Genomic DNA, 14,454 nt, shown 5'->3' with positions numbered 1-14,454 from the left:
CCCGATGACAGAGAACCTTCCCACCCGCATCGCCGTGGTCGGTGGCACCGGTCCGCAAGGCCGGGGGCTGGGCTACCGCCTGGCGCTCGCCGGACACGAGGTCGTCCTCGGATCACGTGACGCCGAGCGGGCCACGGCCGCCGCCGAGGAGCTGACCCAGCGGGCCGGTGTCGCCCGGATCACCGGTGCGGCGAACCTGGCGGCTGCGGAGAGCGCCGGCATCGTGCTGCTCGCCGTGCCGTACGACGGACACGCCCAACTGGTGACCAGCCTGGCCCGTGCGATGGCCGGCAAGATCGTCATCAGCTGCGTCAACCCGCTGAGCTTCGACCGCTTCGGGCCGTACGGCCGCAACGTCCTGGCCGGGAGCGCTGCCGAGGAGGCCGCCGAACTCGTCCCCTCGGCCACCGTGGTCGGGGCGTTCCACCACCTGGCCGCCCCCCTCCTGCTCAACCCGGAGGCGAACCTGAGCCACGAGGACGTCCTGGTCTGCGGTGACGACATCGCCGCCAAGGAACGGGTGATGGCCCTCGCGGCCGACGTGACGGGCGGCCGCGCCCTCGACGCCGGCCGGCTGCGCCTGGCCCGGCAACTGGAACCGCTGACCGCAGTACTGATCAGCGTGAACAAGCGGTACAAGACCCGTTCCGGGCTGGCTCTGACCGGCCTGGCCCCGGCTGTCGGAAAGGTCCCCGCGTGAGACTCGCCGCCCTGCAACTTCGCGCCACCGACGACCGGGCCGAGACGATCGGCCGGGCCGCCGACCTGATCGACGACGCGGCCGCCCAGGGCGCCCGGATCCTGCTGCTGCCAGAGCTGTTCGCGGTGCCGTTCGTCCAGCCGGAGCCCGACCTCGACTACTTCCAGTACGCCGAGGAACTCGACGGCCCGTCCAACCGGATGGCGGCCGAGCGGTCGAAGCGGCACCGGATGACCGTCGTCTCGTCGATCTTCGAGGCGGGGCAGGTGCCGGGGGTGTACCACAACACCGCCTGCACCTACGTCGACGGCGAACTCAAGTCGGTGTACCGCAAGTCGCACCTGCCGTTCTCCAACGGCTTCCCCGAGAAGTTCTACTTCCAACCGGGCGGCGCCGAGCCGGAAGTGGTCCAGACCGGTGAGACCGGAGTCGGCACCATCATCTGCTATGAGCGGCACTTCCCCGAGCTGAGCCGCATCGTCGCCTTACGCGGCGGGTCGGTGCTCTGCGTCCCGGTCGCCTCGGCGAGCGCCCCGATGCGTGAGGTGTTCCAGCTGGAGCTGCGCGCTCACGCCGTGTTCAACGGGCTCTTCGTGATCTGCGCCAACCGGGTCGGCACGGAGGGCGTGAAGGACTACTTCGGACTCAGCGCGGTGTACGGCCCCAACGGTGACGTGCTCGCCCAGACCGCCGACGACCGCGACGACGTGGCGGTGGCCGAGGTGGACCTGAGCCTCGTCGACCTCTCCCGCCGTCGACGCCCCTTCCTCCGCGACCGGCGACCCGAGCTGTACGGCCGGTTGACCAGGATGGAACCCGACGCATGACGGACGGCTCGTGGGTGGTGGTCGTACCGGCAAAGCCCTTCGCAGCGGCCAAGACCAGATGCGTCGGCCTCGACGTCTCCGAACGGAGCGCACTGGCCCGGGCGATGCTGCTCGACGTCGTCGGCAGGCTGACGCGGGCCCGTCGGGTGCGTGCCGTCGTCGTCGCCGCGACCGACCCGGAGGTGGTCGGCGCGGCGTTGGCCGCCGGCGCCGCCGTCGCCGGCACCACCTGCGGGCCGGACCTGAACCGGGAGGTCCTCGCCGCGCTCATCATCGCCCGGGAGGCGCTCCCCGACACGCGGTTGGCCGTCGCCATGGCCGATCTTGCCGGCGCACAGCCCCCGGAATTCGACGCGGCGCTGACGGCGGCCGGGTCCCACCCACGGTGCATCGTCTCGGACGCCGACGGCACCGGGACCACCATGGTGACACTCACCGATCCCGGCGACTTCCGGCCCTTCCTCGGCCCCGACTCTCGCCGCCGGTTCCTCGCCGACGGCTATCACGATCTCCCGATGACCGCGCCCGGGCTGCGGCGGGACGTGGACACCGTCGCCCACCTGCTCTCGTTCGGGATCGACCGCCTCGGTGGGGCGACCCGCTCGTGGGTCGGGTCACCGTCCGCCGATCGGCCGACTCCGTCAGCCGCCCGACACTGATCAACGCGACACCGGCCCGCAGGTCGGTGCCCCAGCGCCCCGGAAAGGACACGATGATCCCGATCGCCAGCCGCGCCGCCAGCGACCGCACCTGGCTGGTCGCCGTCGCCGCCAGCCTCTGGGGCTTCTCCGGCCTGCTGCGGGAACCGCTCTCCCGCCAGCTTCCGGCGCTGAGCGTGGTCCTGGCCGAACATGTCGTCCTCGTGCTCCTGGTGTCGCCCTGGCTGATCCCGGCCGTACGAACCCTCGCCCGCTGCTCCGTGCGGACGAAGCTGGCCGTGCTGGTGATCGGAGCCGGCTCCTCGGCGCTGGCCACGACGCTGTTCACCGCCGCGTTCCGGCTGGGCGACCCGATCACCCCGCAGGTGTTGCAGAAGCTGCAACCAGCGCTGGCGATCGTCCTGGCCGCCGCGCTGCTCGGGGAACGGGTGAACCGCCGGTTCCCCCTCTTCGCGGTGCCTGCGGTCGCCGGCGCCTGGCTGTTGGCGTTCCCCGACCCGCTGGGGATGCACCCCCGCAGCCTCGCTGCGGCCGGGCTGGCCACCGGGGCCGCGGCACTCTGGGCAGCCGGCACCGTCCTCGGCCGAATGGTCAGCGCCGAACTGTCCTTCCTGCATGTCACCACGCTTCGGTTCACCGTCGGACTGGTCACCCTCGCCACCTTCGCCGCGGCGACCCGCACGCCGGTCACGGTTCCGGTGGAGCTGGTACCGCGGCTGGTGCTGCTCGCGGCCGTACCGGGCCTGCTCGCCCTGTCGCTGTACTACCACGCGCTCCGGCACACGCCCGCGTCGAGCGCGGCCCTGGCCGAACTGGCCTTCCCGCTGACGGCCGCCGTGGTCGGACTCACCCTGCTCGACGGGCAACTCGACACGAGCCAGTGGACCGGCCTGGTGCTGGTACTGACCTCGGTGGTCCTGCTCGCGCTGCACGAAAACCGCAGTTCGCGCCCGGCGGTGCGACAGCGGCCCGAGGACCGTGGCTGGACGCCCGCCTACCAGTCCTGACGTTCCGCACCCCGGTGGCTACGAGATCGGCCCAGCGGCTTCCGAATGGCTCCTCAACTAACATCCGGCCTGGACCCTGTCCGGCAGGGGTTCCATGCTGGTCCAGGGATGCCACCCTCGCGGAACGCCGGGCCGCTTGCCGGAGGCACCCCCGTCACTGAGGTGCCGTCCGGCGTCAGCGGGTGTAGAGGATCTTGGTGCCTCCCGCGTTGACGGCGGAGACGGAGTTGACCCCGGACAGGTTGGGCACCTGCAGGTTCCGCCAGCCCGCGTTGCTCGCCGCCTCGTGCACGCGGCCGTTGTTGACCGTGTAGACGATTCTCGTGCCGTCCGCCAACGAGATGGCGGACAGACCGCTCCCGTAGATGGGGCTACCGTTGTACCCCACGGCATACGGCGTCCAGTTGCCGCTTGCGGCCTCCCACACCGCGCCGGCGCGGATCGTGTACAGCACCGTGCCGCCGTTATAGGGAATGGCCGACAGCGCCGACACACCACTCAACGTGGGCACTCGCAGATTTCGCCAGCCGGCGTTGCTACCGGCCTCGTACACGTAGCCGTCCCGCATCGTGTAGACGATCCGCGTGCCGTCGGCCCGCAGCACCGCGCTGACCGCATCCGCGTAGATCGGGCTTCCGTTGTATCCCACCGCGTACGGCCGCCAGTCGACGCTGGACGACTCCCACACCGCGCCCGCGCGGATCGTGTAGAGAACGGTCCCGCCGTTGAAGGCAATCGCCGACACGGCTGAGACGTTGTCGAGGTTCGGCACCCGCAGGTTCCGCCACCCGGCGTTGCTCGCCGCCTCGTACACGTACCCGTCACGCACCGAGTAGATGATCTTCGTGCCGTCCGCGCGCAGGACCGCGCTCACCTTCGATGCCACGATCGAGGCCACCGGAAGCGGCTGCCAGCCGGAGTTGTCCGCTGTCTCGTACACCTGAGTGTTCGACGCGGGCGGGGTCGTGCCCGCGTACTGGTTGTAGTAGTTCGTCGCGTAGCTAATCCGCGTTGACTCGTGACAGGTTCCGCAGCGCTCGTAGAGGTCCTGGAACGCGACGGTCGCGTCGGCAATCGTGCTCGACGCCCGCAACTGCGCCAGCCCGTACCCCGGGATGTTCGTCAGCTCCCACCAGATGAAGCCGAGCTGCGCGTCCAGGCTCCACACGTTCTGGCCGGTCACCGCCGCGTACCAGGTCGCGTTGGCGCTCGCGGTCGTGTCCCAGCGGCCGCCGGTGCTCCACTGCGCGATCCCGCGGCCGGGACCGCCGGGCTCCTGCGCCAGCGGGTTGATGTTGGACTCCTGCGCTAGGTTGCCCAGAACGCCTGCGGTCTGTTCCGCGGTGAGTCCCTTGCCGACGAAGAAGTCCCACGCGGTCCTGGAGTTGTCGGCGGCGCGTGCCTCACCGGGGAAGCCCATCCCGGATACGACGATGAGCCCTGCCAGGGCCAGCAGGCCAACGCGCCGCAGTAGCGCGTTCGGCAAACGATTCATGGTGTGTCCCACTCGTCTCGGTGTCACCGGGTGTAGAGGATCTCCGTGCCGCTGGCGTAGATGGCGGAGACGGCACCGACTCCGCCCAGGTTGGGCACCCGCAGGTTCCGCCATCCCGCGTTGCTTGCCGCCTCGAACACCGCGCCGTCGCGCACGGTGTAGACGATCCGCGTGCCGTCGGGCCGGTGGAGCGCGCTGACCGCATTCGCGTAGATGGGACTTCCGTTGTACCCCACGGCGTACAGCCGCCAGTCGATGCTGGAGGCCTCCCACAAGGCGCCCGCGCGGATCGTGTAGAGCGTCGTGATCCCGTTGCGGGAGATGGCCGACACGACGGCCACGCTGTCCAGGTTGGGCACCCGCAGGTTTCGCCATCCCGCGTTGCTTGCCGCCTCGAACACCGCGCCGTCGCGCACGGTGTAGACGATCCGTGTGCCGTCGGACCGCAGCACCGCGCTGACCGCGTCCGCGTAGATCGGACTTCCGTTGTACCCAACGCAGAACGGAACCCAGTCGCCGCTCGCGCATTCCCACAACGCGCCCGACCGGATCGTGTAGAGCACGACCCCGCTGCCGACCGCGATCGCCGAAATCGCCGACACACCGGCCAGGTTGGGCACGCGCAGGTTGCGCCATCCCGCGTTACTCGCCGCCTCGTACACGTACCCGTCACGCACCGAGTAGATGATCTTCGTGCCGTCCGCGCGCAGGACCGCGCTCACCTTCGACGCCACGACCGAGGCCACCGGAAGCGGCTGCCAGCCGGAGTTGTGTGCCGTCTCGAACACCTGCGTGTCCCCCGCGGGCGCGTCACCGCCAAGGAACGCCAGCGGGTTGATGCGTGTGCCGGAGGGGTCGTTCATGTGCCAGTGCAGGTGCGGGCCGGTCGAGGAGCCCGAGCCCGGCGCGCCCGGGTAGCCGCCGGACAACCCGACGATGTCGCCCATCGCGACCCGGGTGCCGTTCGCCACGACGAACCCGGACAGGTGCAGGTACTGGGTCTTGTAGCCGTTGTCGTGGTGGATGACCGCCGTGTAGCCGCCGGTGCCGTTGTCGGGGTCGTTGTAGACCACACCGCCGCCCGCCGCGGGCAGCCGAGTGCCGACGGGCATGCCATAGTCGATCCCGCCGAGGGAGCCGCGGGCCAGGTGCCCCTCCCACGTCTCGGTGATCGGGTACCCCGTAAAGGGGTTGTAGAACCCGGGCACGGCCGCGGCCGCCACCCCAGTCCCCACGGTCACGCCTGCGACGGCGACCGCGCCCGCTGTCGCCGTCACACGCAAGAAAGCCCGTCTATCGATTCCGTCCATGCCCACCACCTGGGTCTCGGTGCGTTTACGGAATATCCGGGGACGAACCTAGGAAGCGACAGTCTGCGATACATCAGTTGTTCGACCGATGGCCGATCGATGCAATGACGGGTGCGCCATCCGGGACCTGCCTGGTCCGCGACACCCGCTGCGGGGCCCGCTTCCGTATAGGGCGGAGTCAACCGGTCGTCGCAACACCTCGTCGGAGAGGTGGAGCGATGGGTAGTGGGCCGGGGCAGAAGCGGGCTCGGCAGTATCGGGGTCACCCACGCCGGGGAATCCGCAGCATGAGCGCCCAGCCGGCCAGGTCCTGGCCTCCGCTGGTCAGAAGGCGCTTCCGTGAGCATGGCCCCAGGCAGCTCGCACCGCACCAAGCACATCGGCAAGCTCAACACCGCTACCTCGCACACTGGCACGTACTGCTCCGCTCCGCGGCGTCCCGGAGGCCCACACGTGCCCAGGTCGCACGCGGGTCCCGGCCGGTTGGCTGGATTCGATCAAGCCCGCGGCCTCGGTCTCCGTATGCGAACGCGGCGGTGCCGGGGCGAGTCGGAGATCGCCTGCGAGTTGGCAGATCGAAGGCAATCGACGCCCGCCATCGAGCACGCCATTGCGGATGAGATCGGTCAGCTGGGACCGGATCTGTTCGTAGGACGAGACCGGGCTCGCCGCGTCCACAACAGTCACCGAGCGGCGCCCGGTTTCGGCGTGTGCTCGGGAGGCTCCGACCCGGCGCGAGATTGTGCCGGGGTGGGGCGGAGGCCCGCAAGCCACTCCGCTGCGCTCGGGCGTTGCGGCCTCCGCCCCACCCCGGCGTGAGGGCAGTTGCCGGGTGCGCCATCGGCACCAGGTCCGGGCAACATGGTGGAGCGCCCTCATGCGTCGCGTCTCTGGAACGCGATGCTCGCCGCGATCGCCGTCGCGGTGATCCAGGCGAGCAGGACGAGAGCCCCGCTGCCTGGTGTGAGCAGAAGATCGTTGTCGGGGAGGTAGAGAAGACTCCCTGCCTTGTCGGGCAGCCAGCGGGCGTGCTCGGTGTAGCCGGCCAGCAGGGGCGAGACGATCAGGACGAGAGCGAGCATCGTCACCAGCGGAGGGGTCAGCGAACGCAGCAGGATGGTCACCGTGAGAGCGAGCAGCCCGATGAGTACGAGGTAGACCACGGCTCCGAGCAGCGGCCAGAGGTCGAAGTCCCGGGTCGAGCGGATGCCTCGGGCGCTGAGGGTGATCCATGCCGTCGCCGCGCTGGCTCCGATCGTGGCGAGGCTTGTGGTTGCCGCTACGGCCAGGTAGCCGGCCGCCTTCCCAACCAACAGTAGGAGGCGATTCGGAGTGGCGGTCAGGGTAGTCACGATCTGGCGTCCCATGTACTCGGTCGCAGCGGCGAGCACGCCGATGAGGACGGGGCCGACCTGGAGGAAAACGATCGTCTGGGTCGTGATCTGCGTGGTGTCGCCGGTCGTCGGAGCCGAAGAGGCGAGGGCGGCGGCGAGGGCGATGCCTGTGGCGACCGTTCCGAGTACGGTGGCGAGCAGGGCGGGAAGGCTGCGGAGCTTGACGAGCTCTGCGGCGATCGTGTGGGCGAAGGGGCGGTTCATGCGTCGCGGCGGGTGAATACGACAGCCGAGACCGCAAGGAGCCCGAATGCCCAGGCGGCCATGACGAGGCCGCCGGTGAGCGGATCCAGCGCGTCGTCGAAGGCGGCGAAGCTCTCGCGGGCGAACAAGCGGATGCCGGCGAGGTCGGGCAGGAACCGAGCCAATGGTGTGACCTGGGAGAGGAGGAACGACACCGAGACGAGGGAGCTGTTGGCGATGAGCACGATGAGCGGAATGATGCCGCTGCGGATGAGAACCGTGATCGCCAACGCAAGCAGTCCCATCAGCGCCCAGTAGAGCGCTGCCCCGAGGGCGCGAGCGATCGTCTCGCCGGTGTCGTCGGGCGTGACGGCGGTGCCGATGACGAGGTGGGCCAGCGCGATACATGTGGCGATCGTGACGGCCGCCGTGATCGCGATGAGCACGACGACGGTGACGGCTTTCGCCGCGAGCAGGGTGAGACGCCGAGGGGTGGCCGTCAGGGTCGCGGTGATCTGCCTTCCGCCTCCGGCGTCGGAGCTGTTGGCCGTGTATTCGCTGCTGATCGCGACCACGCCGAGGATGACGGCCCCGACGACGCCGAGGGGAACCGCGGCGAACGCCGTCTCGGCCGGGGAGGTCTCGAAGCCGTCGAAGCGGGGGTCTCCGCCGAGGGCGGCGCGGGCATACGAGGCGTTGAGCAGGGTGATTCCGACCGATCCGGCCACGGCGACGCCGATCGCGACGAGCGAAGCAGGCAGGGTCGCGGTCTTGCGCAGTTCGGAGGCGACCGCGCGCAGCAGGCTCACTGCGTGCTCCCTGCGCGATCGGTGCCGGTGAGGGCGAAGAAGGCGTCCTCGAGCGTGGCGTAGCCGGCGGTGACCTCTCCCAGCGGGCCGGCCGCGACGATGCGCCCTCCGGAGATGACCACGAGGTCATCGGCGATCTCGGTAACCTCACTCATCAGGTGGCTGGACAGCAGGATGGTGCCGCCCGCGTCCGCGTGGCCGCGGAGCAGACAGCGAATCCACCGGATGCCCTCGGGGTCGAGGCCGTTCACCGGCTCGTCCAGCACGAGCGCCGCCGGCTCGCCCAGGAGTGCGGCGGCGAGCCCGAGGCGCTGCCCCATGCCGAGGGAGAACCGGCCGACGCGGGTGCGGCCCGCACCGGCAAGGCCCACCTGGCCGAGCACCTCGTCCACGCGGCGCTTCGGGATGCCGCCCGCGCGGGCGACCCAGGCGAGGTGGTTGCGGGCCGTGCGGGACCGGTGCGCACCGGAGCCATCGAGCATGGACCCGACCGCGCGCGCCGGGTCGCACAGGCTCCGGTATGGCCGCCCGTCGATGAGCGCGGTCCCGACGGTGGGGCGGTCCAGGCCGAGCAGAATGCGCAGCGTCGAGGACTTGCCCGCCCCGTTCGGACCGAGGAACCCGGTCACCCGGCCGGGATGCGCCTGGAACGTGACGTCGGACAGGACCGTACGGGAGCCGTGCCGCTTGGTGAGGCCGCTGATCGAGATCATGCCGCCATGCCACCAGAGCGCCTCGGCCGCGTCATCGGACCCAGGACCAGACCTCGCCGCCTGCGCTCGGACCCTGGTCTGTCAGACCCAGGTCCGATCCGGCTGGGAGGCCCGAAAACTAGACTTGGCCGATGGAGACAGACCGGCCGACGTGGCGCTCGCGCGCGTGGCTCGTCGCCGTCGCCGTCCTCGCCATGCTCGCACTCGGGCTCATGACCGTCGGCGTCGACAACCCCGTATCCGTGTGGGGGGCCCTGGCCGTGTCCGCGGGGGTCACCGCCCTGGTGATCGCCTGGGCGCTCGCCCGCACTCGCTCGGAGCGCCGCCACTACGAGGAGGAGCTGGCCTCATGGGCCGCAGAACAGGCTACGCAGGCCGAACGGCTGCGGATCGCCCGCGACCTGCACGACCTCGCCTCCCACGGCCTCGGCCTCATCACCGTCCGAGCCGCCGCCGCGCGCACCCTGACCGGACCTGACGGTGAGGCGGAGAGGGCGAATGCGCTGGCCGACATCGAGCGCGCCAGCCGGCAGACCACGACCGAGCTGCGCCGCATGCTCGCCCTGTTGCGCACCGCCGGACCCGCCCCGCTGCGCCCGGCCGACACCCTCGACGACCTCCCAGCGATCGTCAAGGCCGCGAACGATGCCGGACTGACCGTCACCCTCGGCGACGAGGAGGTGGGCGACGTGACCGCAGGCGTGCAGCTCACCGTCTGCGCGGTCGTTCGCGAGGCCCTGAACAACACGATCCGGCATGCCGGACCTTCCCACGCCCGCGTCGGGATTCACCGCGAGGCAGATACCATCATCGTTGAAGTCCAGGATGCCGGCCCGCGACCCGGCTGGCAGCCTCAGCCCGGTGCCGGCCACGGCCTCGACGGGCTCCGCGAACGCGTCGCCGCTCTCGACGGCAGCCTCCACGCCGAGCAGGCCGATGACGGCTGGCTGCTCACCGCCCGCATCCCCGACCGAGGCGCGGCATGACCATCGATGACGCGCGAGCCGCGATCCGGGTGCTCATCGCAGACGACCAGCCCCTCCTGCGACACAGCCTCGCCCTGCTCGTGGGCGCAGCCCCCGACCTCGCCATAGCCGGAGAAGCCGCCACCGGGAGCGAGGCCGTGTCGCTGGCCCGCGACCTGCGCCCCGACGTGATCCTGATGGACATCCGCATGCCCGGCGGAGACGGGATCGAGGCGACCCGCACCATCGCCGCAGACGCCACGCTCTCGGGCTGCCGAGTACTCGTCCTGAGCATGTTCGAGCTCGATGAGTACGTCTACGGCGCGCTCCGCGCCGGAGCCAGCGGCTTCCTCCTCAAAGACGCCCGGCCCGACCAGCTCCTCGACGCGATCCGCCGCACCCATGCCGGCGAATCCATGTTCGCCCCCACGATCCTGACCCGCCTCATCGAGCACTACGTCAGCCGCCCCGCTGCCTCGCCACGGGGACTCGACATCCTCACCAAGCGGGAGGCCGAAGTGCTCACCCTGGTCGCACGCGGCCTGTCCAACGACGACATCGCCGCCACCCTCACCATCTCGATCAAGACCGTCAAGACGCACATCGGCAACCTCCTCGCCAAGCTCCACGCCCGCGACCGTGCCCAGCTCGTCATCGCCGCCTATGAGCACGGCCTGATCGCCCCCGCCTAACCCAGCTCCTTCGCCACTCCACACGCTCACCACCCTGACCCCTCAGCGTCTGCGTGAGGCTTCCCGGCCTTCGACCAACACTCGCCAAGTACCCGCGAAGGAACTTGCCCGTGGCTCCAGGCACGGTGGATCTGCCCAGCGCCGGTGCCGGACGCTCGGCTCGTAATGCGGGGCGAGTCAGCTTTGTTCGGCGGCGGGGAAGCGCTCCACCGGGCTGGCCGTCGACCAGCTGGCAAGCAGCCGCAGCTTCTCCTCCGAGGCGGATCCCGGCTCGGCGGTGTACGCCTTCATGCTCAGCCCCGGGTCACCGGGCAGGTCCAGCTCGTTGAAGGTCAGCGTGATCTCCCCGACGAGTGGGTGGCGCAGCTTCTTGACGCCGGTGTGGTGCGTTTGCACGTCGTGGTTGGCCCACCAGGTGCGGAACTGCTCGCTGCGGGTCACGAGCGGTCGGGGCCACCTCTCAAGGTGCTGCACGCCGCCTCGACCTCGTCGGTGAGTTCGTTCAGATCCACCGGGCAGCCTGCGGTCCGCCGCCGGCTGGAGACCGGGGCGTGTTGCGGCCCACCTTCATAATGAGCGGATGCCCGTCGTCGCAGGTGGTACCACGACAGCTGTACGCCCGCGTGGCCGTGTCGTCGCCGGTTGGCTGGTCGGGGTCGTGGCGGCATGGGGAGCCGTCGCCGGGCTGCATCTCTTCGGCCTTCGGCTGGCCAACCTGTGGTTGCTCGGCCTGATCATCACCGGGCTGGGCTGGCTGCTGGCGATGGCCGTCACCGGGATCGCCCTGGTGGCCCTGTGGCGCAGGGTCGGGCCGGTCAAGGCGCTGACGCTGGTGCTGGTTCCTGGGTTGCTGGCCCCGGTGGCGATCGTGGCCGTCGACTGGACGTCCGTCTTCGTCCACAACTTCTACCGCCTCCACCGGGATGACTTCCGCACCGCGGCCGGGCTCGCCGACAAGGTCACGGCCGAGTATGGCGACCGGTACGGCCAGGTTCTGCCGAAGGATCTGCGGCACCTGTCGTCCATGGGGCGGGCGGTGCGGATCGGCACCGAGGGCAGCGGGCCGACGGGCGTCCTCCTGCCGGTCTGGGTCGGCACGCCAGACGGCGCGGCTGGCTACGCGTACCTCACCGGGACGCCGGGTGACACGAGCTTCGACTGCTTCGCGGACCCCTGCCGGATGCGCTGGTCGCTCGGCGACGGCTGGTACTGGCTGGACTGACACCGGGGCGGGACACGGGTGCCGCCGGTGGCGGATCCCGTAGGCGGTGGGTGGTCGGGCCTCATGGCGGGGACCGGGCTGGTCAGCCGCAGCTACTGCCTCGGTGGTTTGGTGCCGGTGCAGGGCGAGGGCACGTTCACCGAAACACTGGTGCCGATCGACGGCGAGGCGACCCTGCGCGTCGACGCGCCTGAACCTGGCTAAAGGTCGTCAAGGCCGTGAAGTTAACGTCTGGGCGAGCGTGTCAAGGGGTGTGTTCGTGTCGGACGTAGCAACGGGACCCTTCGATGATCTGGGTTCGGCGAAGAATCCGATCATGAGGAGTCCCGTTGGAGGACCAGTCTGTCATTAGCAGGAAGATCACGGTAGCTGCGGGCGCATTCGCTGCCGGGCATCTGGGTGAGCTGACCCAGATCGTGCCGTTCGACATGGTCGACGCGGTCCTGGCTGACTGCGGCGCGGTCCAGCAGCGGCTGCGGAAACTACCCGCCCGGGTGGTGGTCTATCTGCTGCTGGCCGCCGCGTTGTTCGCCGAGTGTGGCTACCTGGCCGTGTGGCGCAAGCTGACCGCCGCGCTTGACGTACCGATCCCGAAGATCACCGCGACCGCGCTCTGGCACGCCCGCTGCCGGCTCGGCACCCGCCCCATGCGTGCCCTGTTCGACCTGCTGCGCGGGCACACCGCCACGATCCGCGCCACCGGCACCCGCTGGGCCGGCCTGCTGGTCGTCGCGATCGACGGCACCCACCTGGACGTGCCCGACAACCCGGCCACCCGTGCCCGGCTGGGCAAAGGCAGCAACCAGTACACCGAGGCCAGCGGCTATCCGCAGATCCGGCTGGTCGCGCTGGTGGCCTGCGGCACCCGCGCGATCATCGACGCGGTCTTCGGCCCCGGCAGCACCGGCGAATCCGGCTACGCCACCCGGCTGCTGCGCTCGCTGCACACCCGCATGATCGTGTTGCTGGACCGGGGCCTGTCCAGCAACACCCTGCTCGACGGTGTCGCCGGCACCGGCGCCGCGTTCCTGGCCCGGCTGACCGCCACCCGCAAACCCCCGATGCTGGCCCGGCTGCCCGACGGCTCGTTCCTGTCCAGAATCGGCCGCGCCGAGGTCCGCATCATCGAATGTGAGATCACCATCGCCACCACGGCGGGACGGCAGACCGGCGTCTACCGGCTGGCGACCACCCTGCTCGACCACCGCCGCTACCCCGCATTCAGCCTGGTCACGCTGTATCACGAACGGTGGGAAATCGAATCCGCGTACTTCGCGATCAAGAAGAGCATCCTCGGTCGCCGAGTCCTGCGCAGTCACCGCTCCGCCGGCATCGCTCAAGAGATCTACGCCCTGCTGACCGTCTACCAAGCCATCCGCATCGCGATCGCCGACGCCACCGCCGCTACCGGCACCGACCCCGACCGGGCCAGCTTCACCATCGCCCTGCAAACCGCCCGCGACCAGGTCATCCGGGCCGCGAACGTCATCGCCGACACGGTCATCGACCTGATCGGCACGATCGGCCGCACCGTCCTCGACCAGGTCATGCCCCCACGCCGACTACGCGTCAGCCCCCGAGCCGTGAAACGACCGCTTTCCCGATATGCGTATAAAAGCCTCCGCGTCGACCGACGCACCTACCAAGCAACCATCAACGTCGACATCTTGACACCGCCGGACAACCCGTAACTTCACGGCCTTGGGCTAAAGGTCGGCTAAAGGTCCGTTCCACGACCCACCGTCAAGGCTGGACGTGGAAGCCTTTCCCGGCCTGGCGGGGTACGCGCTCGACGTCGTGGCCGAGCCGAGACCGGAGTACCGGGAGCCCTTGGGCGGGCAGACCTCAACTCGGCCTCGCTGATCAGCTGCTTGGCAGGTTCAAGGACGCCGCCCATGGCGGGGCAACAGGCCGTTACGCAGAGAGCCATTGGCGTTCTTGACAGTCTCGGCCCCGTTGGGACACCCTTTGGGCCAGATCGCGCCCGAAAGTTCGTGGCTCATGAGCGTGCGGCTGCAAGGGAACATCCCAAATTCCGCGCCGATCGTAGACACAAGGAGGTCCATTTGCGTCGCAATATCGCAGTCAGCTTGGCTGCGCTTGTCGCCGTGCTCGGAATCCTGATTCCTCAGGAGTCCGCACTCGCCGGCAATGGCGCACCGTTCAAGCTACCTTACCGGGCTGGACATGCGTACACCATTACCCAGACGCCCGGAAGCGGCTATTCTCACAACGACGGCTATAATCGACATGCCGTTGACTTCGCCATGCCGCAAGGCACCCCGATTGTCGCCTCGGCGGCCGGCACCGTCTACTACGAGGGGTGGAGCACCGGCGGAGGCATCATCGCCTTGATCGATCACGGCAACAACCGTTGCTCCCAGGTGACTGGTCAGGTGCTCGTCGGCGGGTCGGCTTGACCTGGGGCGTTCGGGTTGGATCATGGTTGGGTGTGCGGAACGCCGTCGATCGTGGAGC

16 protein-coding genes are annotated in these 14,454 nt (G+C 69.8%); 10 read left to right on the top strand and 6 right to left on the bottom strand.

Going from position 1 to position 14,454, the window contains the following annotated elements:
* Nucleotides 1–4 precede the first annotated feature (4 nt).
* From npdG to AB0G14_RS29375, 4 genes are read left to right on the top strand one after another with little or no spacing between them, the layout of a single operon-like run.
* Complete coding sequence (gene npdG / locus AB0G14_RS29390) at nt 5–700, top strand: NADPH-dependent F420 reductase (RefSeq protein ID WP_357702919.1); 696 nt, start codon at nt 5–7, stop codon at nt 698–700.
* Nucleotides 697–1,527: a nitrilase-related carbon-nitrogen hydrolase gene (locus AB0G14_RS29385; protein WP_350710310.1), complete on the top strand. Its 831-nt coding sequence runs from the start codon at nt 697–699 to the stop codon at nt 1,525–1,527. Before npdG ends, AB0G14_RS29385 begins: the two co-directional genes overlap by 4 nt.
* Nucleotides 1,524–2,186 (top strand): 2-phospho-L-lactate guanylyltransferase, encoded by a 663-nt coding sequence (gene cofC, locus AB0G14_RS29380; protein ID WP_357702917.1) that lies wholly within the window; start codon nt 1,524–1,526, stop codon nt 2,184–2,186. Before AB0G14_RS29385 ends, cofC begins: the two co-directional genes overlap by 4 nt.
* A 53-nt stretch (nt 2,187–2,239) precedes the next feature.
* Nucleotides 2,240–3,193 carry an EamA family transporter gene (locus AB0G14_RS29375; protein ID WP_357702915.1) on the top strand — a complete coding sequence of 318 codons (954 nt, stop codon included), beginning with the start codon at nt 2,240–2,242 and terminating at the stop codon, nt 3,191–3,193.
* A 175-nt stretch (nt 3,194–3,368) separates the two neighbouring features.
* Here the strand turns inward: AB0G14_RS29375 and AB0G14_RS29370 are convergent, their stop codons facing one another.
* The 5 genes from AB0G14_RS29370 to AB0G14_RS29350 all read right to left on the bottom strand — a co-directional run bounded on the left by AB0G14_RS29370 (nt 3,369) and on the right by AB0G14_RS29350 (nt 9,097).
* Nucleotides 3,369–4,688, bottom strand: coding sequence for a phage tail tip lysozyme (locus AB0G14_RS29370; protein WP_357702913.1), 1,320 nt, complete (start codon nt 4,686–4,688; stop codon nt 3,369–3,371).
* A 23-nt stretch (nt 4,689–4,711) separates the two neighbouring features.
* The gene (locus AB0G14_RS29365) at nt 4,712–5,998 is read right to left on the bottom strand and encodes a M23 family metallopeptidase (protein ID WP_357702945.1); all 1,287 of its coding nucleotides are present in this window, start codon (nt 5,996–5,998) and stop codon (nt 4,712–4,714) included.
* Nucleotides 5,999–6,873: 875 nt separating this feature from the next.
* On the bottom strand, nt 6,874–7,596 hold the full coding sequence (locus tag AB0G14_RS29360; RefSeq protein WP_357702911.1) for a hypothetical protein: 723 nt from the start codon (nt 7,594–7,596) through the stop codon (nt 6,874–6,876).
* On the bottom strand, nt 7,593–8,384 hold the full coding sequence (locus tag AB0G14_RS29355) for a hypothetical protein (RefSeq protein WP_357702909.1): 792 nt from the start codon (nt 8,382–8,384) through the stop codon (nt 7,593–7,595). The genes AB0G14_RS29360 and AB0G14_RS29355 overlap by 4 nt, the downstream gene beginning before the upstream one ends.
* Nucleotides 8,381–9,097, bottom strand: a complete 717-nt coding sequence (locus tag AB0G14_RS29350) for an ATP-binding cassette domain-containing protein (protein WP_357702907.1) — start codon at nt 9,095–9,097, stop codon at nt 8,381–8,383. The genes AB0G14_RS29355 and AB0G14_RS29350 overlap by 4 nt, the downstream gene beginning before the upstream one ends.
* Before the next feature lie 131 nt (nt 9,098–9,228).
* On the opposite strand from AB0G14_RS29350, the gene AB0G14_RS29345 reads away from it, so the two are divergent.
* Both AB0G14_RS29345 and AB0G14_RS29340 read left to right on the top strand, forming a co-directional pair.
* Nucleotides 9,229–10,083 (top strand): histidine kinase, encoded by an 855-nt coding sequence (locus tag AB0G14_RS29345; protein WP_357702905.1) that lies wholly within the window; start codon nt 9,229–9,231, stop codon nt 10,081–10,083.
* A complete protein-coding gene (locus AB0G14_RS29340) occupies nt 10,080–10,754 on the top strand; it encodes a response regulator transcription factor (RefSeq protein WP_357702903.1) in 675 nt (224 codons plus the stop codon). The genes AB0G14_RS29345 and AB0G14_RS29340 overlap by 4 nt, the downstream gene beginning before the upstream one ends.
* 177 nt (nt 10,755–10,931) lie before the next feature.
* Here AB0G14_RS29340 and AB0G14_RS29335 read toward each other — a convergent pair whose 3' ends face one another.
* Nucleotides 10,932–11,228, bottom strand: coding sequence for a hypothetical protein (locus AB0G14_RS29335; protein WP_357702901.1), 297 nt, complete (start codon nt 11,226–11,228; stop codon nt 10,932–10,934).
* 106 nt (nt 11,229–11,334) lie between these two features.
* Here AB0G14_RS29335 and AB0G14_RS29330 point away from each other — a divergent pair, with 106 nt between their 5' ends.
* The 4 genes from AB0G14_RS29330 to AB0G14_RS29315 all read left to right on the top strand — a co-directional run bounded on the left by AB0G14_RS29330 (nt 11,335) and on the right by AB0G14_RS29315 (nt 14,396).
* Nucleotides 11,335–11,976 carry a hypothetical protein gene (locus AB0G14_RS29330; RefSeq protein ID WP_357702899.1) on the top strand — a complete coding sequence of 214 codons (642 nt, stop codon included), beginning with the start codon at nt 11,335–11,337 and terminating at the stop codon, nt 11,974–11,976.
* Between the two features lie 27 nt (nt 11,977–12,003).
* A complete protein-coding gene (locus AB0G14_RS29325; RefSeq protein WP_357702897.1) occupies nt 12,004–12,180 on the top strand; it encodes a hypothetical protein in 177 nt (58 codons plus the stop codon).
* A 125-nt stretch (nt 12,181–12,305) separates the two neighbouring features.
* Complete coding sequence (locus AB0G14_RS29320) at nt 12,306–13,667, top strand: IS4 family transposase (RefSeq protein WP_357702895.1); 1,362 nt, start codon at nt 12,306–12,308, stop codon at nt 13,665–13,667.
* A gap of 375 nt (nt 13,668–14,042) precedes the next feature.
* Entirely contained in the window at nt 14,043–14,396 is a 354-nt protein-coding gene (locus tag AB0G14_RS29315) for a M23 family metallopeptidase (RefSeq protein ID WP_357702893.1), read from the top strand.
* Nucleotides 14,397–14,454 lie beyond the last annotated feature (58 nt).

It is taken from the genome of Micromonospora sp. NPDC023814 (assembly GCF_040639595.1).
GTDB lineage: Bacteria > Actinomycetota > Actinomycetes > Mycobacteriales > Micromonosporaceae > Micromonospora.
Note: the sequence above shows the minus strand (reverse complement) of the source record. Positions and strands in the feature narration are given on the sequence as shown.

Coding starts and splice junctions, on each gene's coding strand:
- npdG (WP_357702919.1), top strand. CDS start 5: ATGACAGAGAACCTTCCCACCCGCATCGCCGTGGTCGGTGGCACCGGT.
- cofC (WP_357702917.1), top strand. CDS start 1,524: ATGACGGACGGCTCGTGGGTGGTGGTCGTACCGGCAAAGCCCTTCGCA.
- AB0G14_RS29375 (WP_357702915.1), top strand. CDS start 2,240: ATGATCCCGATCGCCAGCCGCGCCGCCAGCGACCGCACCTGGCTGGTC.
- AB0G14_RS29370 (WP_357702913.1), bottom strand. CDS start 4,688: ATGAATCGTTTGCCGAACGCGCTACTGCGGCGCGTTGGCCTGCTGGCC.
- AB0G14_RS29365 (WP_357702945.1), bottom strand. CDS start 5,998: ATGGACGGAATCGATAGACGGGCTTTCTTGCGTGTGACGGCGACAGCG.
- AB0G14_RS29360 (WP_357702911.1), bottom strand. CDS start 7,596: ATGAACCGCCCCTTCGCCCACACGATCGCCGCAGAGCTCGTCAAGCTC.
- AB0G14_RS29350 (WP_357702907.1), bottom strand. CDS start 9,097: ATGATCTCGATCAGCGGCCTCACCAAGCGGCACGGCTCCCGTACGGTC.
- AB0G14_RS29345 (WP_357702905.1), top strand. CDS start 9,229: ATGGAGACAGACCGGCCGACGTGGCGCTCGCGCGCGTGGCTCGTCGCC.
- AB0G14_RS29340 (WP_357702903.1), top strand. CDS start 10,080: ATGACCATCGATGACGCGCGAGCCGCGATCCGGGTGCTCATCGCAGAC.
- AB0G14_RS29330 (WP_357702899.1), top strand. CDS start 11,335: ATGCCCGTCGTCGCAGGTGGTACCACGACAGCTGTACGCCCGCGTGGC.